Source organism: Nostoc sp. 'Peltigera membranacea cyanobiont' 213 (assembly GCF_002245975.1).
Taxonomy (GTDB): Bacteria; Cyanobacteriota; Cyanobacteriia; order Cyanobacteriales; family Nostocaceae; genus Nostoc.
Map to the genome: position 1 here is coordinate 43,738 of NZ_NOLI01000025.1, position 26,463 is coordinate 70,200.

Below are 26,463 nucleotides of genomic sequence, written 5' to 3' on the forward strand. Positions count from 1 at the left end.
GTTATGTAAAATTAAAATCAAAAGTTCCATTGAGAGAAGAAATAGTAGTAATAGAAGCAGGTTGAGCAGAAAGTTGTATAACTAATACTCCCTCTTCTAAAATACTATTCTGACCTACTTTAAATAATTGTCTATTATTCTTTAAATCTAAGAAAGGTATATCAAATCTCAATTCATAAGAATTAAGTTTATTCCCATTAGGAACTTGAGGATACCAGTAATAAGGTATTGTAGTAACTAGTAAAACGTCAGCAGGGGTAGTAGAAACAGAACCTGTAGGTAATGTTGGTAATTCTATTCCTGGGCTAATCTGAGGGCGTTTAATGCCTTCTAATAAATAACCAGGTAAAGCCCAAGCTCTTTGAGTTTTCTGAATTACTCTAGGACCATTAGAAGAATTCTCTACTTCTTTAAATCTAACAGCAGCATCATCAATAAAATAGTTAATACCAGAAGTAATATTACCTTTGTAATCAACAGCTAGTATTCCACTAAACTGAGATATTAAATGTGATAAAGAATTCCTCCTTGCCATTAACTCATAGTGTTCAATGGATGTAATTAAACTCATACTGTTATACCTGCTATATCTAAAAGTTTTTGAAGGACTGCAATATCTATATCTATTCTGCTTGAATCCCCACCTGAAAGAAACCAAAGCCTACCAGCAGGAAGATTGCTTTCTATATCAAAGTTACCACTGGTAATAATTTCATAGGTCTTAACACCAGAAGCTATAACATTTTCTATAGGTAGAGTAGAGTTATCAAACTGTAAAGCATCAACAGTATATGTTTCAAAGTTACTAACTGATCTAATATTATTAGAATATTGCCAAAACTTTAAGCAAGTAGATTTACAGTAATTAATTAACTCTTGTAGGAATGCACTAAACTTAACTCTAAAGTAATATACAACTACATCTAATCCTCTAGCATCTGCTTCTGTTTGAAATTGAATTAATTCAGCAGAAGTAGGTAAAGGAATAATTCTATTATTTATATAATCTTCTAAGTAATTAAAATCAAGAGGAACTTCTCTTACTGTAGCTGCACTAGATTTAATTTGACTTTCTAAAAATATTCCACTAGAAGGCAATGTATAAGGCATTAACTTCCATTTATCTACATTGGTTCCAGTAAAGTTTACTAGGCCAAAAGCAGAGCTAGCTATAGTATCTGAGAATGTTACATTACCAATATCAAATGCTGCAGGAGAATAAGTAGTCCAGTAGGCATCAGTATAAGTTGGACTGTAACTATTATTTACATTTACTCCATTATTTAATTGAGTAACAATAGATTTGATTGTACCTTTAACATAAGGAAAGCCAACAATGTAAGGTCTCAAAGTTGTATTGTCTACTACACCTGAAGTTATTTCTAAAGACCTAACTCCTTTCATTGATATAGGAGATTCACAAGTACCATAACAAATTGTTCCACCACCTGAAGTAATATCTATTACTTCAAAGTAACCAAAGTTTAAAGGTGCAAGAGCATTTGTTCTATACTGTAAAGGTAATAAAATCATTGAACTACCATTAAAATATTTAGCAACATTATTTTGGTAGAACCAAGTTTTTACAATACAAGTTTTAGAAACACCACTTTTGGTAATAGTAACTACTTCTACCTCATGTCCTTTCAAAGGTCTACTAACTACAAAAGAACTTAAATCATAACTAGAGGATTTAAAGTCAATTGATTTTACTTTAGTAGGGAAAGGAGAATCATTAGTAAAACAACTATCAATATTAGCTTGAGCATTGTTAGGTGTATAAGTACCTAATAAACTAGGATTAGTAGAAGAAGAATAGTTTGAAATATTATTTAAAGCTGTAACAAAAGTAGGATTAGTAACACTATTAATACTAGAATTAGTAGTACCTATTTGTCTCCAATCATAAAACTTATTAGGACCTGTAGCTGTTTGAACTAATTGATTTAAAGCTGTGATAATTTTGTTATATTCAAACGAGGAAGTATAATTAATTCCATCATAAGAAGAACGTATCTTAAAATTACTAGGATAGAACCAATTAAATAAACCAGCTTCAGGTGTTGCAGGATCTGCTGTTGCATAAGGAGGGGGTATTAAAACTGAATCTATATCTACAGCACTATCAAATAATAGTTCACATTTAATAGGTCCGCCATACAAAGCAGCTATACTTCCAACAGGTAAACTTGTAACAAGATTTGCAGATACATCAGCTACTTCAAATAGAACTGAAGGTATATAAGGAAGTAGTGATATTTCTCTAGTACTTCCTGCTGTAGTAGCTCTTTTAATTCCTGGGTCTGGAGTTGCTGAATCGTATCTACCTTGTGTAAAAGCTCCACTTAATGTACTACCATCTATAGTTCCAGAGTTTAAATTACCAGTAAATTTTACTTGGTACTCATCAGTGCCTAATAATTTATTTTTGGTTACAACTGTAGAGCTTAATGGATTTGAATAAGGTCTTTTAACAGATTTACACCAGTGATAATAAGTTCTATAAGTAGCAGCCCATAATCTCATTAAACCAAAAGGATTAATATTATTTCTAACTAATCCTCCAGCTACCCACATATCTATTAAGTCATTAAAGTTAGCTGGATTACCTGCTTGATTTGATAGTCCTACTGAACAACCAGGGGTAAAACTAGTGGTGGTATTACCATTTGATAAAGGGGTATTACCTGTTGTTAATATAAAGTCTTCTGAATTGGGATATCTTTTTATAAATTGAATTACTTTATTTTTATGTAAAGGATTAGCCATTTGTTTCTTAAATATTATTTATAAGGGGATATCTAACAACCCCCTTAATTATTAACTCTTATACAGTAGGAGTTGTATAGGAAGTAGCATTCAATTGAAGTACAGCAGCAGCACCACGATGGTTTGCAGCATAACCCCAGCCTTCACTCATAACAGTATTTTCCAAAGCAAAGGTAGACTTAACATCAGTTTGAAGTCCAGCCAAGGAAGCTACTTGAGGTTGACGGCTTAGTAAAGGTGTGCGATTAGCTCCACCATCTGCACCAATACAAACTGCATATCCAATAGGAGCAATAGGAGTTTTAATAACAGGAACATTACTAACAAATCCAACCAAACCTTCAAAAGGAGATAGTTGACGTTGGCGTTCACCATTAGCACCATCAGTATTGATTTGAAGGTTACGTCCTAACTGATTTTCAGCAGGCACAAATCCTGTCAAACTTTCAAGCGTATAGTCATAATCTGATACCCAGATTTCAAGGTTACGGAAACCATGATGACGTACTTTGTCAATTAACTTAGTACGGATTTCAGTAGGTGTAGGAGCACCAGCAGAAGCTACAGCATTGTAATGTTGTAAGTCTCCAGCTTGGAAGGTATAACCATTAATAGCAGGAGAAGCTGTGCTTGTATCACTGTTATAAAAGGGTAAGCTGGTCGTTTGATACTTGTTAGTAGAATCAATGATTACTCGGTTAGCATTGCTAAACAAAGCTTGACGCAAAGAAGAGAACCTAGACTTTTGAAAGCTGGTCAGTTTAGATTGAACATAAGCTGCAACTTCTTCTGAAGTCATCAATTGAACAGCTCTCTTGGTCAAAGTCAAAGCAGTGAAGTATTCTTGGAAAGGAATTTCTTGCGTGTAATCATAGACAGTTTCTCTAGAAGTAGGTCTAGCTGCTTCTGTATAACTTTCTAAATCTTCACCATCATATACCTTTACAACTTTCTGAGGAGTAGAAACATTCTCTACTAGTGGACCAAAGAAGCGGGTGTTCATATCTGTATAGAACTGCAAATCTTGGTCTAGTTCACGAAGAATACTAACAACTGAAATATTATCAACTGTTACTAGTTCAGCATCATTAGAATTTAATTCACCAAAAAAGGTCGTGTTATAAGTCATATACTTTTAAATAGTTTAATTAATAATATTAAAGTGAAATTTTAACTTTGTTAGCGGTAAGAGCAACACCAACTTTATTGGTTCCAGTACCAGCTACAATACCCGCAGCTCCAGCAAATACTGCTGTGCCAGGTGTAAGAGCCAAGGAGGTACCTTTGTTTTCAATAATGCAATTACTTTCAACTGCAACAGTTGTACCAGCTTTGCGGGAATGTCTAGCTACTCCAACAGGAATAGTAGAAGCGGTTGCAAGGATAGCTAGACCACTTGAGTTAATAGAAACTACTGAACCTTCTGCAATGTCTACTGCTGCAACTAGGTTAACAATGGAACCATCTAAGTTAGCAGAAGAAATGAAACGATATAGTACTACGTTGTAAGCTACATTTAACATAATTTTATTTATAAATAATTAGGAGATTAATAACCTTTCCAGGCTTTAAGTTTACGTTCTACTTTGTCAGGTTGAGGATTTACTGAAACACCAGGTTTAGGAGTAATATTAGAGTTACCTGCTGTCTTAGAAGTTATCCCTTGTAAAGCTGCTTGAATCTTAGGAACTAAAGTAGTCTTTAAATCTGATTCAAAAGCTAATTGTTTAGCAAGGATGTCTGACTCTATTTCTTCTTGAGTACTACCAGAGGGCTGGATTCCTAGAAGCTTTACCATTCTCTGAAAATCAGGTTTAGTTTTAGCTATGGCTGCTTCATAATCAATAACGGGTACAGCTACTTCTAAACCTAAATCTAATTCTTCAGAGACAATATTTTCTTGAGAAGTATCTTGAGAATCACTCATACTTTAAATTACTTTTTAACTTTACCAGGAGCAGCTTTCTTAGCTGAAAACTTGGGAGCTACTTTACCTGCTGCTTTTTCTTTAGCTTTAGGATCAACTGGTTTCTTGAAATCAACTTTAGCTGGAGCAGCTTTCTTTTTAATAGGTAATGCCATTTGTTTATATTATTATTTATTAATTGTATTATCTGGGTTATCTATATTATTTAAACTTTGATCTATTGAAGCTGATGTATCTATTATATTAGATTTTGCTTCATTACTGTCAATTGCTTTATCAGAGAATAACGTACCATCATCTGCATTAGGTGCGTCTTTTGAATCAACTAGAGCAGCAGAGAATTGAATATTTAATCCCTTTTCACTATCTAATTGTTCAAGTTCCTTAATAGCTTCTTCTTCTGATAGTCCTTCAACTTGAATAAGGTATCTCTTTCTACTAATAAGTTTATTCTTTACTGCTTCAATTTGCAACTTTTTGTCTTCTACATTCCTTGGCATAACATCAGGAAGTTCTACTCTATAGGTAATATTAATTCCTAATTGTTCAAAGATAGTAGAGATAGCAGCTATTAAATAACTAGCTCTATTTAAAGTCGCACGTTGTAAGGGTTCATAAAGAACTGCAAGGGAGGATGAACTACTAGCTGATCTAGCATTCTGTAACTCAAGTACCATTACCCCGCAGAGGCTGTAAATATCTTGAAGGATAATTAATCTTTGTCTTTCAAGGTATGAAGAATCAACTGGTTGTAGATAACCAATTTTAGGGGTAATACCTGACTCAGCAGCAGCAGCACTAATAGGTAAATGTAGAATTGATGCTCCATCATTTGTAAAAGCTGTCTGAAACTCAGCAGACCCAGTAGGTGAATCAATTGCATCAGGTCTATTACCATTGGTGCGTCCAATAATGGCAGGGGCGCTTGTTCCAATCGTATAAATCTGCGGCTTACAATGCTTACCATTTAGATTAATTCTGCTACGAATATCATTATATTCAAGCTGTAAATGAATTAATCTTTCTACTGGAGATCTAGACTCCTTACCACTTAAAGAATCAACTACTCTAATAATAGGAAGACGATCACCCATTTCAATAGGTTCAGAATTTCCTACTTTTACAAAGTATTTATAATCAGGTAGATTAAGTAAATCTAAATCACTTTCACTTTCTGGAGTATTAACTCCTAAGTAATGTTCAACCTCAATGACTTTATAATTATTTTCACTGGCAATATAGAATTCTCTTTGTTCTTTTAAGTAAACAACTTTAAGAGGATCAGTGGGATCTACTTTTACTTCTGTTACATCCAGGGCTTTAATATGCCTTAATGTGCCATTGGATATATCAATAAAGCTTTCTCCATATAGCGGCACCTCTAAATACAAATCATTTAGTAAGCTGTATAATTTTAACTCACTTAGTTTAGTATCAAGCTGAATTTGTTCGTCAGAGTTTGTTGCTAAGAATTTAATTCTCTTTTCAAACCCATCTCCTAACAAAAATGACTTAAGCTGTTCTACTACTAACTGAATCAACCTTATAGGCAACTCCTTACTAGTGGTAGGGTTAATACCTTCAAAGGCATCTGATAATTCTTGTTTTGTAGCCATTTAAAATCTTATTATTAATTTATTTATATTACTATTTTAACTCTATTAAAAGTGGGATAAAGTCATTTGTAGAAATAGATATTAGTAGGGTTAAAAATTATGTGTAAATACAGGGTACTGGGAAAGGGCATCCCACCCCCCGGCAGTCTTTATTTCTATAACCTCTAACACCCTATATCATTGGCTTAAAAAATATAAGCTACGACTCCCTAAATTTATTTATTTTAAATGCTTAAGTAAGAAGGTTATAAGGATGCTCTTAACATTAATAGATAAGACACTTATATAAGGTTAGTACTACACTATCACTACATACATACAACTAAGTCTTTAGACTCTCTTATTCCCTAAGATTACTCATGTTGTCATAGAGGTTGTACATAACAGTCACTGATGACTAAGCTACAGACACTTCTTACAACACTCAAGAAAGCTTTAATAAGGGTGTGTGTTGCGATCGCACTCTAAGAACGCTTCAGTAGAAAGGTTACAGTAGCTCTTGTACACTACTATATGGTTACTCACTGCATATAACCTCACACTACTTAGTCTCTCTCTACTACATAGTACACACACAGTACACTACCACTAGTACCTAGCACACACAGTGGTAGGTAGCTACAGCACACAGTACTGGTGATGTATTAGTGTTATATATAACAATATAATTATTATTTAATTATTTAATTATTCTACTGTTGTAGATGTGTACACCATAGTATAGTACTGGGGTGTGGTAGGTGGTGGTATACCCTGTACCCTATAGGTGGGTGTGTATGAGTATCTAGGTATGTAGATAGCTACTACTGTGTATACATAGGGGTATAAGAGGGTATGGATATATACATATAGATTAGTTTCGGACCCCCTTTCAGGAGTCCTTATACTGTAGTATCCCTAAGTTTAGGCACCTTAAATAGTTAGCGATCGCAGCTCAAGATGGCTTAATACAGGTATCTATTACTTAGCGATCGCAACTAAGAGAACTTATATATAGCTGGCTTAAACGCTTCAGTTGGGAAGTAAATAAAATTAAGAACTTTTCTAACTATTTAAAAGCTTCAGTAAGGGAGTTCATAAGTCCTTTCAGGACACTTCTTTTTACGGATACAGAACTCTTTAATACAGCTTTCTTAATTAAGATTGCTACACTTTACGCACCTGATAATGGAAGAAATCTATATGCAGGATGCTACAACTTTTCTTAGCTTTAGTGAACTTGACTTAAATATCCTTGAATTTTGGTTATCCTGGCGCTGAATAAAACTTGAATAACTGCTCTCTACTAATGAAACTTGTCCAAAGGCTTTAGTTAAGAGACTTAAATTTAAATAACTTCCTACAGTTATGAGACCATTACAGTTTCTAAAGGTATATACTCTCCTCTGAAGTTACCTTATGGTTTTAAAGAAGGTGAATATGTATTAGTCTTCTTCTCTCTATATAGTATTGATTGAGGCGGCTGAATTTTCAGTTAATTAAATTATTTAAACTGCTCAATTAATACAGCTTTAGCTATGGCCATTAATAATTTAATAGAATATAATGGAGGTATAAGCGAACACAAATACTAAAACTTATGAAACTAGATAAAATTACTTCAATAAGATTATTTGCAGGTCACAATTCTAAACTTGAAAAAGTAGCTGAGTTTGAAGGACTTGATAAAAGTGACATCCTCAGAAAGGCAGTTCAGGTTTATTTAGATCAGTATGAAAGTCACCCTTTCTCTTCTTCTTTAACTTAATCTATAAAGAAACCAGCTCTAATAAAAGGGCTGGCTAAATAAATTACTCAAATAAATTTTAAAATAATACTTATTACAATTATATGACAACTTTAAATATTTCAATCCAATCTCAGATTAAGAATGCAGTTGAATCAGAAGTAGAATTCTCAGTTAACTTTGATGATGCTTGGCAGTGGTTAGAATATTCTAGAAAGGATGCTGCTAAAAGAGTATTGGTTGCTAACTTTGAAAGTAATATAGATTATTTGACGGTCCACAATAAAGTGGAGCGTCAGATTACTGAAGATATACATTTAACAGGAGATTGCTTTAAGCAGTTAGCTATGTTATCTGGAACTGCTAAAGGTAAAGAGGTGCGACTTTACTTTATTAAGTGTGAAAAGGAACTTAAGGAAATTAAGTCTTTACCTAAGCCACCTGTTGATATTGTATTTATGTTAGAAGAGGCAGCTACTGCTATTAGAGAAGCTAGGCTACAGGTTGCTGCTGCTGAAAGTAAAGTGGCTGAACTAGAACCCAAAGCTGATGCCTTTAATATTCTTTGTGGGTGTAATAAAGAAATTACGATTGGTGAATTAAGTAAGGTAATGGGAGTGAAAGAGCTGGGTCCTATAAATATCTTTAAGTTCTTGAGAAAAGGTGGAATACTTACCATGAAGAACTTACCCATGCAGAAGTACTTACATTTATTTAATGTGGTAGAGAAATATGACTCTTATAGAAATACTTACTACCTTGTACCTTTAGTTAATTCTATGGGCCAGGAATATATTATTGGATTAGTATTGGAAGCTGGCTACCCTATTACTTCTAAGTTAATTAATGATGTGAAGGTTGCTTCTAAGGCTGAGAAAGCTATGCTAGCTTCTTTAGATAGTAAAGCTGCTTAAGTAAGAAATGAAGGGGTGAGTAACTATTGTCATCCCTTCTCAAATATTATATTTGATACCGGAATTTATTATTTTAAATTATTTATAAATATGCGTCAGACTACCTCTTCAGAGTTCAGGGATATTATTTTGCGTACTTATCCTGGGATTGATAAAAGTGTTTCTTATTGGAGATTCATGCAGTATTTACTGTTTGGCAGAAAAGATAAAGTTAATGGATGTCCTGTGATAAGTCAGCACCAGGTAGCTAAGGCTGAGGGTAAACTGGAAATAGCAAAGGAATCCACTAACTACAATGCAGCTAAATTCTTACTATCTTTTCAGAGTATAGTAATGGGTGAAGATGCCTTTCAATGGTCTGCCTGGAGTTTTAAAGAAGGTTTAGCAAGAACAGCTTTAGTAAAGTTTACACCAGAAGTTGAGCAAGCACTAGAGTTGGAGAGATATAACTTTATGAATACAGAAACAAGAGTATATTTTGAAACAGGTGATAAGTATAGCCCTAGATTGGAGAAACTAAGTCGTGATTTAATTAAAGCTGAGGCTAATACTTACCTTGACCTATGTGCTCCTGAGGCTAGAGAGTTAGCTGAGTATTTAAATGACCTGCCTGTTAACAGCTTCACTAAAGTAATTGAGGCTAATCTAAATGAAACTTTAGTGAAGGCATTTAATATAGAAGACCCAGAACTTAGTAGATTACAGGTTGAGATATTGGCTACCATTAGGGATGTATTAAAACCATTCTACAAGGGTTCTGATAAGGGTAAAACAGTTAGAATATTTCCTTTCAACTATTCTATCCCTATGTTAACTAAGGGACTGAGAAAGACATTAACAAAGGGGTGGGTGGAATTTGATTTAACAAGCTGTCAACTTGCGATCGCAGCTAAAATGTGGGAGATAGAAGAGATTCAAGAATTCTTAAGGAGTGGTGAAAGTATTTGGATTAGCTTAATAAATCATTATGGGCTTGATGGTTTAAATATGAAGTATAATGACAATCCTCGATATGAGCTTATTAAGGAAGACTTAAAAGATTCACTCTACAGTCTCATGTATGGGATGGTTAAAAAGAATTTAATTGCTGACCTCACTGAAGATTTAGAACGCTTTGGGATTGTGGATGGGGGTAAAACTTATATGACCCACCCTATAATTAAAATTCTTTATCAATCTAGAGAACAAAGGATGAAAGAATTAAATGATTATGATAGTGTTCAGACTGTCTTTGGGAAAGTGATTCACCTTAGGGGTTCTAAGCTTTCTGACGGATCACCAGATGATTTAAGGAAGGAATATATCAGGAGTGTAATGGCACAGCAAGCGCAGGCTATAGAGTTATATCTAATGTTGCCTGTTCTGGATCTTGCTAAGACAACTAAGGATTTTATTATCACCATCTTTCAACATGATGGTTGCTCTATAAATTTTACAAACAAAAGTAAAAAGAAGAAGTGGTTAACTAGAATAGTTGGTGCTGTACAGGCAAGAGCTGATGAGCTTGGTATTCTGACTGGGCTTGAATATGTAGAACTGTAAGCTGAACTTATCTTCACTGCCCCTGCGGGGCGTTAGTAATGGGTGATAGAATTAGGGGTTATCTTGAAAAAGGTAGCCCCTTTAAATGTTGGGTGGTATAAAAATCCCCTTAAGTAAACTATTTGTATATTATCTTATTAAGTAAACGTTAAGTAATCTAAGTGTATATTATCTTATTAAGATTATCTAAGTAAATTTATATTAGTTCTCATTTATGTTAAGTCCGTAGGTAAGTTTTCCTTCCCTCCCCCTTAGCTACCTTCTTAGACACTTAACTAAGAATAGAAGTATCCTTATTTGGTAAGCATTTGGGAGTTTTGCAAATTCTAAAAAACTGCCACTTTTAAAAAATATTCCTTTGCTTTAAGCAATTAGCTAGTGATTTAAATCACGCCATAAAAGTAAATAGCTCATACCATGTGCTTGTACTTTCATCATTAAAGACATGTCATATCCCCTTGGGCTATCAAGTGATAATTCATATCTAAAAAAGTTAGACGAAATAGATGAAAGATTAAAAAGAGTATTAGAGATACAGGCGAAGCTGGTTTCAGCTATTATCACAGAAGTAAGTACTGACGAAAATAAATCAGCCTTTCCTGCTATACAAAAGGAGATAACTGATTTATTGGGAGAGTGTCCTAAAAGTTCAAATCAGTTATTCAAGGAATTGGGTAACAATAATAACCGCCCCCCTGTAACTTTTCCCCATCCTAAGCTAGAGGATAAACACTGAAATATAATTTTAAGTAAAACCACTGTTTATAGGTTTACCAAGTCTACGGCTATAATGTATACCACACTAGTCACACAGGGTAACTCCCATCTGCAGATGAGTTGTAGTTTAACTGTGTAAAGCACTAAAGGGTACGGCCCATTTCTTAAGGATGGTTGAACGTTAACTTTAGTGTGGCTAATTTATGAATATTCAGCCCCAAGCTAGGTTAACCTAGTCTTTCTTAAATTCTCTCTTAACAGTGAGTTACTAAAGAAAAACTAGGTTTGAGTTGGCATATTGTAGATATTTAAACTTCCTCTATTTCCTCTTCATCTTCTTCATTAACAATAAACACACTTTCCCAAATTCGGTTTCCCATTCTTTTTACAATCCTTTCACCAAAATGAATTTCATCTCCATCCTCTAGTGAGCACAGCATCTCAAAATATTTTATTAAAGCAGGAAGGTTCACTTCCATAATGACTCCTTTTGTTTGGTTTAAAGTTCAGGTAGCGTAGGCTTTTTAATTGAGCCTAGATAGTGCTTAAAAATTACATCAGCACTATTACCAACGATAGCTGCCACATCATGAGGAGGGATACCACTACTAATGCAGTGGCTGATAAAAGTAGACCTACAAGTATATAAAGGTCTATGCTCTATACCCAACCTTTCTAAAGTTTTCTTTCAGCAGCGTTGACTGATTAAATGGTCATCTAAAACTTTACCTGTAGGGCTAGTAAATATTAACTGCTCCTTACTTTGCCCTTTATATAAACCCTGTAATAAATTATGCAATTTATTATTCACAGGAATAATTCTGTATTTAGCAGTTTTAGTAGTTCGTCTTTCTCTATGGCTAGTGTTACCTCTAGTTCTACCCAGAGATTCATACATGTGAATTTCACGCTTCTGTAGGTCAACATCCTGCCATCTGAGACCGATCGCTTCACTAACCCGTAACCCTGTATTAAGCAGAGTTAAAATGAACCCATAATAATGTGAGTAGTATTGGTCAGTTTGTAGGGAATTTAAAATCCTGTCAACTTCATCAGTAGTGAAAGGTTTAGGCTTAGGTTTTTCAGCCACCTTAATTTCAATGTCACCAAATAAATCTTTTCTAAGTATTTTAAGAATGGTTAGGTATCTTTTTTGGGTAGAAGATTTATTACCTTTGTTCTTTAACCAAGTAATGAAATCTTTAGCTTTTACAGTAGTATCGATTACCTTTTTATAATTCCTAAGATGTCGCAGTAAATTTTCATCTGCAACATTATAGTAATCAACTAGTCGTTGCTCCAGTAGCTCAATAAGGGCAGGATAGGTTTGTTTAGGTGTAGAATTACCATTAGTAAAGTCATTAGAGGAGCTTACAATACCTTCTAACCAATACCTGTACTTAGTAAGTGTAGTATCAAGTTGATTCACCAAACAATCCTTGTAGATTATTTGAGCGCAGTACTCTAATCTAGCTTTTTCTACTTTGTCAGCCCACAAACCCCAGGTTAATGAGTATCGTTTATCTTGATATACCCACCGGATAAAGCAGCGTCCTGAGTTGTTTCTAACTGTTATAGCTTTCATAACCTATATGCCAAATTATGCCATTTGAACAAATAGGAGATGGATTAGTTAACGCAGTGAAGCGCATTGTAGCTTTTGGCACATCCTTCACACGGATGGGGTCACTGGTTCAAATCCAGTATCGCCCACTTATATATAAGAATCGGGTTTGATTTATGAAAAAATCTAAATATATGTAGGGTGTGTTAGTGATAGCGTAACGCACCTAACCATAGATCGTGGTGCATTACGAACTCCGTTCTAAGCTCGACTTTATCCATTTGCTTCGCAAAGCGATCGCTTCAGATGAAACCTTTGCGGGACAGTAGTTTTACTTTTTTAACTTCATCCATAATCTGTGACATGGAAAAAGTATTTGCTAAAAAGCCAGGGTTTTCGCCGGAGAAAGAAAACCGAGTTCTTAATTTTGGATAAAGCGGAGCTAAGAGGATGTTTGAAAAGTCCTATTGTAGGTATTAAAACGTTCTAGATCCCCCCTTTTTAAGGCAGGGCTGTTTCATTCCATTTCAAACAGGATTTGTCAAGATGCCTAGCGAGAAAATTGTAAGTAAGTGTGACGATGACATGAACATTTCGCTATAAATTTCGAGCAAATTAACCCTTTCCCTATTTCCCCCTAAAAAGGGAGAATAGGGTGAAAAGGGATAATTTAGCCTAATTACTAGTTCTCTGAAGTTTCCTGAGAGAACTTTTTATGAATGGTTTTAGTGGATTCCCCATCAGCCGCGACTGTGATGAGATAGTCCATTAAACCATCTGAAAAGGGGAGACGTAGGTGGAAAGTTCCATCGGGTTTGACTTTGACGGGATGTCCACTAATGTTTACGTTTGTATTTGGTTGGGTTGCTCCGTGAATAATTAACTCAGCATCTGCTACAAACCAAAAATCTTCGTGGGAACGATTGAAAACGCGAACGTTAGGCGAACGGGCGATGAGTAACCAACGATCGCTATCAGCAACATAACCAATTTCAACCATATAGTCGCGATCGCTCACGGGAATGGCCACAAAGCGATCGCGGGCTACTTCTTCACATTCATACTGCTGGATAAGTTGAGGACTTTGATAACTCAAGTCAATCCCAGTCACATCGTAAAGCCGCACTACTAATTGAGAACCACCTTGTTGATGCAGTGTTTCATTCTGAGTCGGGGAAATGTGCCAAGAAACATAAGCCCATTTGGGAGTACGGGGTGTGAGCAGTATTTTGCTCTCTTCTTCAGTGGTTTCTTCTTCTACATTTACCGAGCCAATTGCTGGTTCGCTTGCGATCGCTACATCTTCAATGGGGGAATCTGTATGAACGGGACTGAAGACACGAGCGATCGCAGAACGGGCAATAAATAACCAGCGTAGTTTACCGCCGTAGGCATCGCCATCAGCGACATAGCCAATTTCAGCTATGTAATCGCGATCGCTGATGGGAATTTCCACGAAGCGATCGCGTGCTGTCTCGTCACATTCATACTGCTGGACAAGCTGAGGACTTTGATAACTCAAATCAACCCCAGTTGTATCATACAGCCGCACTGCCAATTGATAGCCGCCCTGTTGACGCAGTGCTGCTTTCTTGGTTTCGGATATCTCCCAAGAGACATCAGCCCATTGGGAACTGCGAGGTGTCAGAATAATCCTGCTGTGTTCTTCACCAATTTCTTCTTGGGTATGTACCAAGTCAATATCTGTTTCATCCGCAATCGCTACATCAACGATGGGATCTGGATGCACTGGACTGAAGAAACGAACAACTGCTGAACGGGCGATGAATAACCAGCGATCGCCATCAGCGAGATAGCCAATTTCAGCGATATAATCGCGATCGGTCAGGGGAATATCTATCAGTCCGTCGTCTGCTGTCTCTTCAGATTCATACAGCTTGACAAGTTGGGGACTTTGATAGCTCAAGTCAATGCCTGTGACATCATACAGCTGCACTATCAATTGAGAGCCGCCCTGTTGACGCAGTGCTGCCTTCTTGGTTTCAGAAATTTCCCAAGAGACATGAGCCGATGTATAAGTATAAGGTGTGAGCGAAATACTGCTCTCTTCTTCTAAGTGAATATCTGTTTCATCCGTAGTCGCTAGATAATCGCCGATTGGATCTGGATGCACAGGACTGAAGAAACGAACAATTCCTGAACGGGCAATAAATAACCAGCGATTGCCATCAGCGATATAACCAATCTCAGCGATGTAATCGCGATCGCTGAGGGGAATCTCTAGCAAGCGATCGCGTGCTGTCTCTTCAGATTCATACTGCTTTACAAGCTGAGGACTTTGATAACTCAAGTCAATGCCAGTTGTATCATAGAGCCGCACTACCAATTGATAGCCGCCCTGTTGACGCAGTGCTGCTTTCTTGGTTTCGGAAATTTCCCAAGAGACATGAGCCAATGTAAAGGTATGCGCTGTGAGCAAAATACTGCTCTCATCATCGTCAATAGCTGTTTCGGCTGCGATCGGTACATTGTTAACCGGAGTATTAGTTTCTCCTTGGGTATCTGATGCAAGATTCGTAGCCCAAGCTCCAATCCCTGCGCCTGCTGCTAAAGCCGCAACGTCTGCAAAATCTATGGAGTCATTTTCAGCAACACCTTCTCCAACGGTTGGCTCTGGTTGAGATTTTTCGTCTACCACATCGATTGGAGGTTCGGCTGCATCCGCTACCACATTGAATACATCTTCTTCTGACAATTCTGGTAAATCGACCTGTGAAGATGTTGGTAAGGGTGATAGTTCTGCTTCGCCAGACTCTGGAAAGGGCAATTCATCTACTGGGGCTATATCTTCAGTTGAGGTTATACTCTCTAGCCAATTCAATTCTGCCTGAAGTTCGTCATCTATCTCATCTTCACTAACTTCTGTGTCCCAATATTCCAAATCAGATGTTGCTTCTGGCACATCTGGCAATTCTGGCAGTGGGGCTGTCACCTCAGAGGAAGGCAATTCTACATCAGATATTTCTTCTGAAATGTTACCCAAGTGGGGATACGGAGTATTTACTACAGCTGCTGGAGCTTCTATGTCCCATGCAACCTCATCAGAATCAGGGGGATTTGTCCCCGTATAATTATTTAGCTCGACTGTCTCATCAATTGCGTCTGTTTCTGTTTCTTTGTTATTAAAGGTAGACCAGGTAGCTGCCCCGATGCCCGTTGCTATAGCTGCACCACCTGTTAAAGCTGCGGCTCCCGATCCATTAGCTACGCCAGAGGTTGTACCTGTACCTTCATAAAGGTTAGAGGTGCCATTAGTTGCCTCTTGGACTAAATTTGATGTCCCTTGAGGACTATTCTCATTCAAATCGGATTGTGTTTGAGCATAGATATTGAAGGGAGTGCGATCGGGAGTTTCTTGATCTTGGAAGTGTGCTATTGGCTGTTCCTCAAGCATCGCTCCGTTAAGAGAAGAAACAGTGCTGGCGTTGAGTACCGCCATTTCTTCATCCTCTGTCTTAGGTGGATGAGGATTTGATTCTGGTAAGTTGTCTGTTCGATCGGAGGGCGATGGGCGTTTTCCTAGAATCCACCATAGTAAAGATCCACCTACAGTTATAAAAAATAAAGGTAGGAGCAACCAATATGGTGTTTCCTTATTGACAATTGGACTGTTTTGTGGAGTAGCAGGAGCGACAAAAGGCTGGTCGCCAAATGCTGAAGCAGTGGCACTAGGGGAAGGTGTAGCAGCAGTTGTTGTCTGGGCAATAGGGGGAGGGGTGACAGCAGGTTGCAATCCATTGGCTGCGATCGCATCAGCTTCTGCCGTTATACCTTGTTCTATAGCCTGCTGTCCTGGCGGTGCAAGGGTAAAGCCGAGAAAATCCACTATGCTTAAGCCGGGATTTTTTTTGTAAACGTAAACTAAAGGTTGCGAGAAGGGATATTTTGCATCATCTGGGGAGGCTTTATCTAATTGCAGAACTCGCACATCTTTCAATTTCGACACTTGATTAGCTAACACATAGCTGATGCCGTCTTTGCCCAGTTGTTTGATGATTTCTGCGGTATTATCCTCTGTTAGCTGGGTAGCATTAGACCCTGTAGCAAATTCAGCAGTCTTAAAGGCTGGATAAGTGCGAAAAGTATTGCGAGTCTCACTTGTATTCGGGCGATCGATTAAGCGAATCTTCCCTGGAGGCCCACCCAGTTGTGACCAATTTGTAATTTGTCCCCGGAAAATCCGGGCGAATTGCCTACTAGTCAAGCTGCCTTTGAAAGGATTATCAGCACCAACCACGATCGCAATTTTCTCACGGCGCAAGCGAACTTGCTCTAATCCTTGGGTTTTTTCTGCTGGTGTCAACCCACGCCCCATTGCTACTATGTCGATTTTGCCATCTAGTAACTCTTTCAGTGCTGTATCAGTGCTATTAGCAGCAACTTCGACCTTAGTACCCGGAAACTGTTTTTCAAAACTATCTTTCAGGCTTTGGTTGATTGCACCCAAGCTACTTGAACCATCAATCCGAACTGTCGTCCCATTCTGCACTGTTTGCGGCAGTGTAAAAGCAGGAGAACCAGGTTTAGATTGCGCCAGTATGGGTTGTAATACCAGTAAACTTGCTGCCATTGGAGTGGTAGCTAAGGAAATCCATAGTACCAGTCTGATTATCGAAGTATCTTTTTTTTCTTGTTGCCACATAAGCCCCTTAATTAAAGTAAAAAATAGAAAGCCTACCAGTCTTAAATCACAATCTTGTTAGGGATTATGGAGGAGACGCGCTAATTATACATCTGAGTTATCTTTACTTCTAAGTTCCTTCAGCGCGTTTGTATTGATTTATACTTGGAATGAGATTGTATAACATGATAATTTATACTCTAATTGCCAGAGTCTGTTTACTATAAAATGTTCTAATTTATATTGCAACTTATACTAAATTGCTAGCTTATGGCCACAATTATGAATTATTGAATTACTAAAACTGGTAAAGTCTAGCAAATTCAATATTATTTAACAATATTATTTTCATTAGTGCTAAGTACTGGGTATCCTAATGTCTTAACCGAGTACTTGATTGTTCAAGGTGAATACAAATTTTGGACAATAAATTCCTCTTTAAACTCTTACCTCTGTGTTCTCTGCGCTTCTGCGGTTATATAAATTACTTTTAAACCCGCAGAGGCACAGAGAAGCCAGTGCGTTGCGGAAGGGTAATTGTTCAGCACTCAGAGGAATCTACTATATTTTTGAGATAACAATGGCAATCGGGCTTATCAATGAGTGACTCCACCAAAGCATTTAAAGCTGTAGCAGCTAAAGCGCCACCTCCTAAAGTTCCTTCAACTGTAATAAAAGGTATCCCTTGTTGCATCAGTTGTCGCTTGGCTGCGGGAGCATGACTAAAGCCAATAGGCATTCCAATTACTAGTGCAGGCTGAATTTTTTGGTTAGCGATCGCTTCACAAACTTCTACAAGGACTGAGGGAGCATAACCAATTACCAACACACAACCGTGATTTACTTGCAGCAATTTTTCTCGCCATTGTCGATGTTGCCAAAAAGCAGCTTCTGCTTCTGTGGCGGTGGTAATATGGGGATTATCAATCAAGGTTTCAGTGCGGCATCCCAAGTGAAGTAATCGGGTTTGATCTAAAGCAGCAGCAACCGTTTGGGTATCGACAACAATTTGACAGCTTGAAGATAAAGCTTCTCGACTAGCTGCGATCGCACCTCGGCTCAATTTCACAAAGGACACTAAACTGACATCGCCACAAGCCAAAACCAACTGAGAAATTAAGTGTTGTTCAATTTCCGAACGATTAGATAAATCGGGTAGTAAGCGTTGCAGCGATTCTGAAAAAGCTTCCGAATGAGTATGAATTTCGGCATCCAAACCACTCCAGAGGTTTTCCAATCCCCCTAATCCGGCTTGAGTTTCGACATCCAGTAACTTGAGTTGTGCCAAAACTTCCGCCTGGATAATTTGACAATGGCGATCGCGCCCCAATAATCCTTCTAATGCTGATGCAGTTTGTCGCAGCTGCGAAATTTGTTGCATCACCGCCCGATATTGCTGCTGGAGTTGTCCCATCAGGTTAACAGTTGTGTCGGCTTCTGGTTCCACCTCCAAAATATTGCGGATGTGGTTTAGCTGAAACCCTTGCTGCTTGAGTGCAACAATCCTTTGCAACCGCAGGACATCTTTTTTGGTGTAGAGACGGTAATTGCTGTGCGATCGCACTGGTTGCGGTAGCAGTCCCAATTGATGGTAATGTCGCACCATCCGCGGAGTCAAACCGCCGCCAACTGCATCGGTGAGTTCTTTAATAGTTAAGCAACCAGCGTTCATCTTTTGATTATTATTCAAATTGATAAGAAGATATTAATTTTTCTTGTACTGGTCTAAAAGGATAACAATTCTTTAAACTTTCTTCTATTGCAGAATCATATTGCCAATCACTATCCAAGAAACACCAGTCCATAAGATAGTCTTCCTCTTCTTTGACAAATGTAATTCCTATACAACGTCGTATTTTCTGATCGTATTTGGCTGCATAAGTTAGATTATGTAACCACTTCAACCTAACATCTTTTTGCTCGTGTTGAAGAGGAATAAAAACAAAACCACAGCCAGTTTCGGGTACAACAATTCTATAAGGAAACTCAAATTCATCTAAGTCACAAGCTTCTAAGCATAATTTTATTCTGGTTTTTACTTCTTGAAGATTTGTTCTTCTTAATTTTGCAAATTCAACTATTATATTACAATAAGCATACTCACTATTTTTTTCATCGCAATTTATATATTCTATTCTTTCGTAGAAGTTTTCAAGGATACCTGAAATACTAAAATTATCTTTATCGTTTATTAGCCTATATAAATATTCAAGAAAATTTTTGCTTGGAGGAAAACTTGCATCTTCTCCTGATAAAAACTGACCTACAATAGCAGCTTCAGGTAAATTTTCAGCATTATGAGTATGCTTGATAAGTAAATCTTGACGATAAATAAAGTAATCACTAATTTCTTTAGGTGTTAATAATGTTTTGCAAATATTTAAATAATCGTTACCAGACACAATATGAATAAACCCTGCTTCTTGACTGCTAATGTAATATTTTTTATTTTTATAATATTCAGGAAGTTGTTTATTAGATAAATTGATTATGATTTTGATAAAAGTTTTAATCAGATTAAACTTCATATTAAAAATATGCCCTCGTTGATTTGGTATAATTATCTCGTCTTCATATTTTTTAAAATAAATAAGTGTATCACGTATCTGATTCTTAGCCTTTTGAAGTATTTTCTTCTCAAACCATTTTTTTTCGCTATTTACTGAGCTTTTTGCTCCCGTTCTTTCTTTAAATTGATAAACAATCATGAGGTCGTCAAGCCATATAACATGATCTGCAAGCTCTAGTTCACTGCTACCTTTTGGAGTAAAATTATTTTTGGAAAATGAAAATTCTTTAAGGAAGATATTTGCATTTAATTGAGCTATTAATTCTTCTAAGTTCATATCTTTATTAAATAAAAAACTAAAAATTTCATGTGTTTATTGTAACTAATTTTCCATCCAGGAACGCAGAGAAAGATTTAACTTTGCGTATCTTTACGCCTTTCTCAGCGCTCCTACTCTGTGGGAAGGCGAAGCACCTCTGCGTTTCAAAATCATTATAAACCTTGACATTAACACCAATGTCAAGGTTTAGCGTGAGAGAGTCACTATAAATTCACCTCTCATGCTCTACCCCCAACGTTTCAACCAATTCACCAGAGAACACGCAGATACCGTCGCCGCCATTTCGTGTGGCTTACTGCTATTTCTCGGATGGTTCGCCTTGCATCTCGGTTGGTTGGGATTAGCGTTCTTGCTGCTACCTGCTGCTTATGTAATTGGTGGTTACGAAAGTGCGCGGGAAGGATTGACTACCCTATTCAAAGAAAAAGAACTCGATGTAGATTTGCTGATGATTGTAGCGGCGATTGGTGCTGCTAGCCTTGGCTTATGGCGAAGAGAATATCATCTAATTATTGATGGAGCAATTTTGATACTCATCTTTGCCATCAGTGGCGCATTAGAAGGCTATGCCATGCAGCGAACTGAGCGGAGTATCCGCAGTTTGATGAGCCTGACACCAGATACAGCAAGAGTTTTGCTTCAGGGAAAAGAAGAGGAAATTCCTATCAGTCAGCTAAAGGTGGGTGATGAAATTGTCGTCAAACCCGGAGAGCTAATTCCTACTGATGGGATAATTTTATCTGGTTACAGTACGCTCAATCAAGCTGCAATTACAGGCGAGTCTTTACCTGTAGAGAAGACAGTGGGTGCAGAAGTATTTGCCGGTACACTCAACGGCTATGGTGCATTACAAATTAAGGTACATAAACCAGCCCAAAGTAGTTTGATTCAGCGTGTAATTCGCTTAGTAGAACAAGCGCAGACAGAAGCACCACCTTCCCAAGAGTTTATCGATCGCTTTGAAAAAGGATATGCCAAAGTAATTGTAGTAGCCGGGATATTACTGGCAACTTTACCGCCATTTCTTTGGGGTTGGGATTGGGAAACGACGATTTATCGGGCGCTTACTTTCCTAGTGGTGGCTTCTCCCTGTGCGCTGATGGCCGCAATTATGCCTACCCTGCTTTCAGGAATTGCCAATGGTGCAAGACAGGGGATTTTGTTTAAGAATGGAGCGCAATTGGAGAAGATTGGTAAAGTCCGAGCGATCGCATTTGATAAAACTGGTACTCTGACAACAGGACAGTTGCAGGTATTCCAAGTAATTACAGTTAGCGAATACACCCAAGCAGATGTATTAAAAGCCGCCGCTAGTGTGGAATCATATTCAGAACATCCCATCGGTAAAGCAATTGTGCAGGCGGCTGGTGAAACAGTTCGAGTCTTGGCGGTTCCCGTCGAGTCGAAACTGTTGAACCCGAAGGGTGATTTAGATTGGGTTAGTGCAATCCAAGTACAAGCCATACCTGGACAGGGAATTGTCGGAATTGCTCAAGAACAACAGATAATTGTCGGGAATGCTGTTTTTGTGCAAAAGTATGTCACAAATTTACCTGAAGAATTGCGAGAAATGGCTCAATCTTTGGAGCAAGAAGGTAAAACTGTGGTTTGGGTAGCACAGGGAAATATAACAGAGGTGATGGGTGTAATTGCGATCGCAGATGAAGTCAGATCGCAAGCCGCCGCAACCATTACCCGGTTAAAGAAACTGGGAGTTGAACAAATTGTCATGTTAACCGGGGATAATGAAGAAACTGCTCACAGTGTCGCCAAAGCAGTCGGAATCGATCAAGTATATGCTCAACTTCTACCAGAAGATAAGCTAGACGTTATCCGCCTTTTACAGCAAAAGTATCAAACAGTTGCAATGGTGGGCGATGGAATTAATGATGCACCAGCTTTAGCCCAAGCATCTGTAGGTATAGCGATGGGAATATCTGGTAGTGATGTGGCATTGGAAACCGCAGATATAGTACTGATGGCAGATAAGTTAGAAAAAATTGCTGTAGCGATGCATTTGGGGAGGCGATCGCAATCTATAGTCAAACAGAATATAGTCGTAGCGTTGGGTTTCATTATGTTGCTTTTGGTGGGCAACTTTCTCGGAAGTATTAACTTACCCATTGGCGTGATTGGGCATGAAGGCTCTACAGTATTAGTTACCCTCAGTGGTCTAAGATTGCTGAAATAAAGCATTCTTCTCTAACTGTCTAATCCGTTCCATTTGCAGCATGTTCCACTCATCTTCAGAATAGGGTGTGCTGAACCAGGCATCTAATATTTCTTTAGCGATCGCTTCTGTAGTAGCTCGTAAACTTAATACTAGGACATTTGCATGATTCCAAATCCGCGCCCCGCGTGCAGTTTCAGCATCATGGCACAAAGCTGCACGTATCCCTAAAACTTTATTGGCGGCAATAGATGCACCAGTACCAGTCCAACAAAAGACAATCCCCTCATCTGCTTTCTGGTTTGCTACTGCCAAAGCAACTTTACTACAACTGAGGGGCCAATCAACTTCTAAATCATTCTCGGCTAAAGAACCAAAGGCTATAACTTCATGCCCACGCTGCTTAAGTTCTTCTAGTATGCGATCGGTAAGGTTGGTGCGTTCATCACTGCCAATAGCGATTTTCATGCATTCACCCTTAAAATTAGTCTTCCCCATCTCCTTATACTACGATGTTTATATAGGAATAATATTTGATTTCTGAAATACATGTAGGGTGTGTTATCGCGGAGCGTAACGCACCATCCGAATCTTTCGGTGCGTTAGCCTTTGGCATAACGCACCCTACTGAGCGACTTGTGCCGAGCGAAGTCGAGGTACGTCGTTGGTGGAGCCTCTCGTAGAGAAGTATTACGAATTAGTTCTCGCCTTTTGCTGAATATGCAGCACTTTTACCATCCAATGATATGCCTTCTGTTTGCAGTTCTTGATGCCGATTTGGTTTGATAAAGCGCTCTGTTGTCGTCTTAATTACGATATACAGAATTGGCACTACAAACAAACTCAAGAAAGTTGCAATTAACATCCCACCAAATACTGCTGTTCCCAAAGATTGCCGACTTCCCGCACCGGCACCTGTAGCAACAGCTAATGGGAAAATCCCTAATAGTGTAGAAAAAGCAGTCATCAAAATTGGACGTAATCGCTCTTGCGAAGCCTCAATTACTGCTTTGGTAATCGAAAGTCCTTGCTCTCGCAATTGGTTAGCAAATTCCACAATCAAAATTGCGTTTTTACTAGCTAACCCGATCAACATTACTAGACCAATTTGACAGTAAACATCATTTGCAAAACCCCGCATTGATTGAGCTATAAGCGCTCCAAAGATAGCTAAGGGAACTGATAACAGAATGATAAAGGGGTCAACGTAGTTCTCGTATTGAGCGGCTAGTACCAAAAATACAAATATTATTCCTAATCCAAAAATCAGGGGTGCTAAACCACCAGAATCTATTTCTTCTAATGCAGTCCCTGACCATTCATAACCATAACCGGCTGGTAAAACTTCCTTAGCAACTTTTTCCATTGCTTTAATTGCGTCTCCCGAACTAGAGCCAGGAGCGGCGGAACCATTAATTTCAATTGAGCGAAACAGATTATAGTGATTTATCGTTTGCGCTCCCACAGTCTGAGTAACTTTGACTAAGTTACTCAAAGGAATCATTTGATCCTTTTCAGAACGAACATATAGTTTGCTAATATCTTTTGGGTTGGAACGAAACTGTTGATCTGCCTGGATATATACTCGGTAATTGCGCTGCTGGAGATTGAAATCATTTACATATTGCGACCCCAAAGCAGTTTGTAAAGTATTGAAGATATCATCTATGGAAACTTGCAATGATTTGGCTTTATTGCGGTCTACTTCCACAAGCAATTGTGGTGTATCTGCGGCAAAGGTGCTAAATACAGCTTGTAATCCTGGTGTTTGATTAGCTTGACCTAGCAACTTACCCATCGACTGGACTAAATTTTCTAAGCCACTGTTACCTCTGCGGTCTTGCAGTTGAAAGACGAAGCCGCCAAAGTTACCTAAACCCTGGATTGGTGGCGGATTCACAGGGAAAACCCTGGCTTCTGGAATTGCTAACAACTTCCCTTGCAAGCTGCCAATAATCGCCTGTACTGATTGACCGGGTTTTGAGCGCTCATCCCAAGATTTTAAAGTTGTAAATATAATGCCGCTATTGGCAGTGCTACCACTAAAACCAAATCCTCCGATCGCAAAAGTCCCCAATACTTCTGGAAGTTGTAGAATTTCTTTTTCTACCTGTGCAATCACATCGCTAGTATATTGCAGCGAAACCCCTTGCGGCCCTTGGATAATTGTAATAAAGTAGCCTTCGTCTTCATCGGGTAGAAAGGCTGTCGGTACTGTGGTGTACAGCCAAACAGTCATACCCAAGGAGACGATAAACAACCCAATTACGACGCTTTGAAATCGTGTGAGAAAGGTAAGCGATCGCTTATAACCATTCTGTACCCAGTCAAGAAACCGATTAATCTGCCCAAAAATCCAACCTAGCCAGCCTGAAGGTTTTTGTCCTTGACGCAGCAGCAGCGCACACAAAGAGGGTGTCAGAGTCAAAGCCAGAAAAGTTGAAATTGCAATGGAAAAGGCGATCGTTAGCGCAAATTGCCGATAAAGTGCGCCTGTGGTTCCTGGAAAAAATGCCACTGGTACAAACACCGCCATCAACACTAGGGAAGTGGCAATAACTGCGCTAGAAAGTTCCGCCATTGATTCACTAGCGGCTCGGCGAGGGCTAATTCCTTTATCCTGAATAAAACGGCTAATTTGCTCTACCACAACGATCGCATCGTCTACCACCATCCCCGATGCTAAAGTCAGACCAAACAAAGTCAAACTATTGATGGAAAAGTTAAAAACTTTGACGAAGGCAAATGTCCCAATTAATGCCAAAGGAATAGTTAGTGCGGGAATTAAAGTGGTTCGCCAATCCTGCAAGAACACAAAAATTACAATCACCACTAACACCACCGCTTCAATCAGAGTCTTGACTACTTCTGCCAAAGACTCTTCTACAAAGGATGTCGTGTCAAAAGCTACTTGATATTTCAGCCCTGGCGGAAAACTCGGAGCTAATAGCGCTAGTTCGGCTTTGACTCCTTTAGCTACATCCAAGGCATTACTACCAGGAACCTGATAAATCCCTAAGCCTACAGCATCGTTACCACGAAATCGCAGAAATGAACTGTAGTTTTCTGCACCCAGTTCTGCTCTACCGACATCTTTGAGCTTGACTAATGTGCCATCATCTCCAGTTTTGAGGACAATTTCTTCAAATTCTGCTGGTTCTGTTAATCGACTAGCAGCACGCACGTCAAGTTGATATCTTTGTCCTTTAGGAGCCGGTTCTTGTCCAATTCTCCCTGCACCAACTTGTAAGTTTTGTTCAGACAAAGCATCTGCTACATCCTGAGTTGTTAATCCTCGATTGGCAAGGCGACTCGGATCTAACCACAAACGCATTGCATAGCGGCGTTCGCCAAAAATTTGAGCGTTGCTCACGCCTTTGACTCTTTTTAAAGCATCTGCTAAATAAAGGTCAGCATAGTTGCTTAAAAATGTATTGTCGTACTCTTTATTTTCAGCGTATAAACCAATCGCTAAGAGAATGTTGCTAGATTCTTTCGATACTCGTACTCCCGTGCGTTGCACAGAATCTGGTAATTGTGGTTGGGCAACAGAAACACGATTTTGCACATCCACAGCCGCAATATCTTTATCCCGCGATGAATCAAAGGTGGCTGTAATGGTACTTGTACCATCGTTACTGCTGCTGGAAGTGAGATATCTTAGTCCCTCAACCCCGTTGATTTGCCTTTCTAAGATATTTGTCACTCCACTTTCTACGATTTCGGCACTAGCTCCGTTATAGTTGGAAGTTACAGTGATTTGCGTGGGACTAATTTCTGGGAATCTTGCGATCGGTAATGTGGGAATACTGATTAATCCTATTAAAAGGATGACGATCGCACATACCGACGCAAAAATTGGCCGCTTAATAAAGAAGTCAACGAACATAGTTTAAAATTGGGCTTTCTTTGGGTGTTTGGTATTTGGTATTTGGTATTTGGTATTTGGTATTTGGTATTTGGTATTGGGCATGGGGCATGGGGCATTTCTTCTTGTCTCCCTTGTCTCCCTTGTCCCCTGCTCCCC

19 protein-coding genes and 1 tRNA gene are annotated in these 26,463 nt (G+C 38.4%); 6 read left to right on the forward strand and 14 right to left on the reverse strand.

The window, feature by feature from the left end; genetic code table 11:
* Window position 1: 1 nt before the first annotated feature.
* From CDG77_RS10125 to CDG77_RS10150, 7 genes are read right to left on the reverse strand one after another with little or no spacing between them, the layout of a single operon-like run.
* Window positions 2–571: a hypothetical protein gene (locus CDG77_RS10125; protein WP_094329264.1), complete on the reverse strand. Its 570-nt coding sequence runs from the start codon at window positions 569–571 to the stop codon at window positions 2–4.
* The gene (locus CDG77_RS10130; protein WP_094329265.1) at window positions 568–2,769 is read right to left on the reverse strand and encodes a hypothetical protein; all 2,202 of its coding nucleotides are present in this window, start codon (window positions 2,767–2,769) and stop codon (window positions 568–570) included. The genes CDG77_RS10125 and CDG77_RS10130 overlap by 4 nt, the downstream gene beginning before the upstream one ends.
* 58 nt (window positions 2,770–2,827) lie before the next feature.
* Window positions 2,828–3,898 carry a hypothetical protein gene (locus CDG77_RS10135; protein ID WP_094329266.1) on the reverse strand — a complete coding sequence of 357 codons (1,071 nt, stop codon included), beginning with the start codon at window positions 3,896–3,898 and terminating at the stop codon, window positions 2,828–2,830.
* A 28-nt stretch (window positions 3,899–3,926) separates the two neighbouring features.
* Window positions 3,927–4,292 carry a capsid cement protein gene (locus CDG77_RS10140; protein WP_094329267.1) on the reverse strand — a complete coding sequence of 122 codons (366 nt, stop codon included), beginning with the start codon at window positions 4,290–4,292 and terminating at the stop codon, window positions 3,927–3,929.
* Window positions 4,293–4,318: 26 nt separating this feature from the next.
* Entirely contained in the window at window positions 4,319–4,696 is a 378-nt protein-coding gene (locus tag CDG77_RS10145; protein ID WP_094329268.1) for a hypothetical protein, read from the reverse strand.
* Between the two features lie 8 nt (window positions 4,697–4,704).
* Window positions 4,705–4,851, reverse strand: a complete 147-nt coding sequence (locus tag CDG77_RS36380; RefSeq protein WP_190233940.1) for a hypothetical protein — start codon at window positions 4,849–4,851, stop codon at window positions 4,705–4,707.
* Window positions 4,852–4,863: 12 nt separating this feature from the next.
* On the reverse strand, window positions 4,864–6,312 hold the full coding sequence (locus CDG77_RS10150; RefSeq protein ID WP_094329269.1) for a hypothetical protein: 1,449 nt from the start codon (window positions 6,310–6,312) through the stop codon (window positions 4,864–4,866).
* 1,579 nt (window positions 6,313–7,891) lie between these two features.
* Between CDG77_RS10150 and CDG77_RS36385 the strand changes: the two genes are divergently transcribed.
* The 4 genes from CDG77_RS36385 (at window position 7,892) to CDG77_RS10165 (ending at window position 11,230) form a co-directional block, all read left to right on the forward strand.
* Complete coding sequence (locus tag CDG77_RS36385; protein ID WP_190233941.1) at window positions 7,892–8,059, forward strand: hypothetical protein; 168 nt, start codon at window positions 7,892–7,894, stop codon at window positions 8,057–8,059.
* A gap of 83 nt (window positions 8,060–8,142) precedes the next feature.
* On the forward strand, window positions 8,143–8,952 hold the full coding sequence (locus CDG77_RS10155) for a phage antirepressor KilAC domain-containing protein (protein ID WP_094329270.1): 810 nt from the start codon (window positions 8,143–8,145) through the stop codon (window positions 8,950–8,952).
* A gap of 90 nt (window positions 8,953–9,042) precedes the next feature.
* Window positions 9,043–10,494, forward strand: a complete 1,452-nt coding sequence (locus CDG77_RS10160) for a hypothetical protein (RefSeq protein WP_143856993.1) — start codon at window positions 9,043–9,045, stop codon at window positions 10,492–10,494.
* A 445-nt stretch (window positions 10,495–10,939) separates the two neighbouring features.
* Window positions 10,940–11,230 (forward strand): hypothetical protein, encoded by a 291-nt coding sequence (locus CDG77_RS10165; RefSeq protein WP_094329272.1) that lies wholly within the window; start codon window positions 10,940–10,942, stop codon window positions 11,228–11,230.
* 289 nt (window positions 11,231–11,519) lie between these two features.
* Here the strand turns inward: CDG77_RS10165 and CDG77_RS36390 are convergent, their stop codons facing one another.
* Window positions 11,520–11,690, reverse strand: coding sequence for a hypothetical protein (locus CDG77_RS36390; RefSeq protein ID WP_190233942.1), 171 nt, complete (start codon window positions 11,688–11,690; stop codon window positions 11,520–11,522).
* A 209-nt stretch (window positions 11,691–11,899) separates the two neighbouring features.
* The gene (locus CDG77_RS10170; protein WP_190233943.1) at window positions 11,900–12,640 is read right to left on the reverse strand and encodes a tyrosine-type recombinase/integrase; all 741 of its coding nucleotides are present in this window, start codon (window positions 12,638–12,640) and stop codon (window positions 11,900–11,902) included.
* Window positions 12,641–12,838: 198 nt separating this feature from the next.
* Here CDG77_RS10170 and CDG77_RS10175 point away from each other — a divergent pair.
* Window positions 12,839–12,924, forward strand: a tRNA-Val gene (locus CDG77_RS10175).
* Window positions 12,925–13,457: 533 nt separating this feature from the next.
* Here CDG77_RS10175 and CDG77_RS37450 read toward each other — a convergent pair.
* The 3 genes from CDG77_RS37450 to CDG77_RS10200 form a co-directional block, all read right to left on the reverse strand.
* Window positions 13,458–17,438 (reverse strand): DUF4912 domain-containing protein, encoded by a 3,981-nt coding sequence (locus CDG77_RS37450; protein WP_223269760.1) that lies wholly within the window; start codon window positions 17,436–17,438, stop codon window positions 13,458–13,460.
* 520 nt (window positions 17,439–17,958) lie between these two features.
* Window positions 17,959–19,089, reverse strand: coding sequence for a precorrin-8X methylmutase (locus CDG77_RS10195; protein ID WP_094329274.1), 1,131 nt, complete (start codon window positions 19,087–19,089; stop codon window positions 17,959–17,961).
* Between the two features lie 10 nt (window positions 19,090–19,099).
* Window positions 19,100–20,263, reverse strand: a complete 1,164-nt coding sequence (locus tag CDG77_RS10200) for a hypothetical protein (RefSeq protein WP_094329275.1) — start codon at window positions 20,261–20,263, stop codon at window positions 19,100–19,102.
* 223 nt (window positions 20,264–20,486) lie between these two features.
* Between CDG77_RS10200 and CDG77_RS10205 the strand changes: the two genes are divergently transcribed.
* Window positions 20,487–22,457, forward strand: coding sequence for a heavy metal translocating P-type ATPase (locus CDG77_RS10205; RefSeq protein WP_094329276.1), 1,971 nt, complete (start codon window positions 20,487–20,489; stop codon window positions 22,455–22,457).
* On the opposite strand, the gene CDG77_RS10210 is transcribed toward CDG77_RS10205, so the two are convergent.
* Window positions 22,440–22,904 carry an RpiB/LacA/LacB family sugar-phosphate isomerase gene (locus CDG77_RS10210; protein ID WP_094329277.1) on the reverse strand — a complete coding sequence of 155 codons (465 nt, stop codon included), beginning with the start codon at window positions 22,902–22,904 and terminating at the stop codon, window positions 22,440–22,442. The genes CDG77_RS10205 and CDG77_RS10210 overlap by 18 nt on opposite strands.
* 229 nt (window positions 22,905–23,133) lie before the next feature.
* Window positions 23,134–26,325, reverse strand: a complete 3,192-nt coding sequence (locus tag CDG77_RS10215; protein ID WP_094329278.1) for an efflux RND transporter permease subunit — start codon at window positions 26,323–26,325, stop codon at window positions 23,134–23,136.
* Window positions 26,326–26,463 lie beyond the last annotated feature (138 nt).

Coding starts and splice junctions, on each gene's coding strand:
- CDG77_RS10195 (WP_094329274.1), bottom strand. CDS start 19,089: ATGAACGCTGGTTGCTTAACTATTAAAGAACTCACCGATGCAGTTGGC.
- CDG77_RS10140 (WP_094329267.1), bottom strand. CDS start 4,292: ATGTTAAATGTAGCTTACAACGTAGTACTATATCGTTTCATTTCTTCT.
- CDG77_RS10210 (WP_094329277.1), bottom strand. CDS start 22,904: ATGAAAATCGCTATTGGCAGTGATGAACGCACCAACCTTACCGATCGC.
- CDG77_RS10125 (WP_094329264.1), bottom strand. CDS start 571: ATGAGTTTAATTACATCCATTGAACACTATGAGTTAATGGCAAGGAGG.
- CDG77_RS10165 (WP_094329272.1), top strand. CDS start 10,940: ATGTCATATCCCCTTGGGCTATCAAGTGATAATTCATATCTAAAAAAG.
- CDG77_RS36385 (WP_190233941.1), top strand. CDS start 7,892: ATGAAACTAGATAAAATTACTTCAATAAGATTATTTGCAGGTCACAAT.
- CDG77_RS10145 (WP_094329268.1), bottom strand. CDS start 4,696: ATGAGTGATTCTCAAGATACTTCTCAAGAAAATATTGTCTCTGAAGAA.
- CDG77_RS10150 (WP_094329269.1), bottom strand. CDS start 6,312: ATGGCTACAAAACAAGAATTATCAGATGCCTTTGAAGGTATTAACCCT.
- CDG77_RS10215 (WP_094329278.1), bottom strand. CDS start 26,325: ATGTTCGTTGACTTCTTTATTAAGCGGCCAATTTTTGCGTCGGTATGT.
- CDG77_RS10155 (WP_094329270.1), top strand. CDS start 8,143: ATGACAACTTTAAATATTTCAATCCAATCTCAGATTAAGAATGCAGTT.
- CDG77_RS10135 (WP_094329266.1), bottom strand. CDS start 3,898: ATGACTTATAACACGACCTTTTTTGGTGAATTAAATTCTAATGATGCT.
- CDG77_RS10130 (WP_094329265.1), bottom strand. CDS start 2,769: ATGGCTAATCCTTTACATAAAAATAAAGTAATTCAATTTATAAAAAGA.
- CDG77_RS37450 (WP_223269760.1), bottom strand. CDS start 17,438: ATGTGGCAACAAGAAAAAAAAGATACTTCGATAATCAGACTGGTACTA.
- CDG77_RS36390 (WP_190233942.1), bottom strand. CDS start 11,690: ATGGAAGTGAACCTTCCTGCTTTAATAAAATATTTTGAGATGCTGTGC.
- CDG77_RS10160 (WP_143856993.1), top strand. CDS start 9,043: ATGCGTCAGACTACCTCTTCAGAGTTCAGGGATATTATTTTGCGTACT.
- CDG77_RS10200 (WP_094329275.1), bottom strand. CDS start 20,263: ATGAACTTAGAAGAATTAATAGCTCAATTAAATGCAAATATCTTCCTT.
- CDG77_RS36380 (WP_190233940.1), bottom strand. CDS start 4,851: ATGGCATTACCTATTAAAAAGAAAGCTGCTCCAGCTAAAGTTGATTTC.
- CDG77_RS10205 (WP_094329276.1), top strand. CDS start 20,487: ATGCTCTACCCCCAACGTTTCAACCAATTCACCAGAGAACACGCAGAT.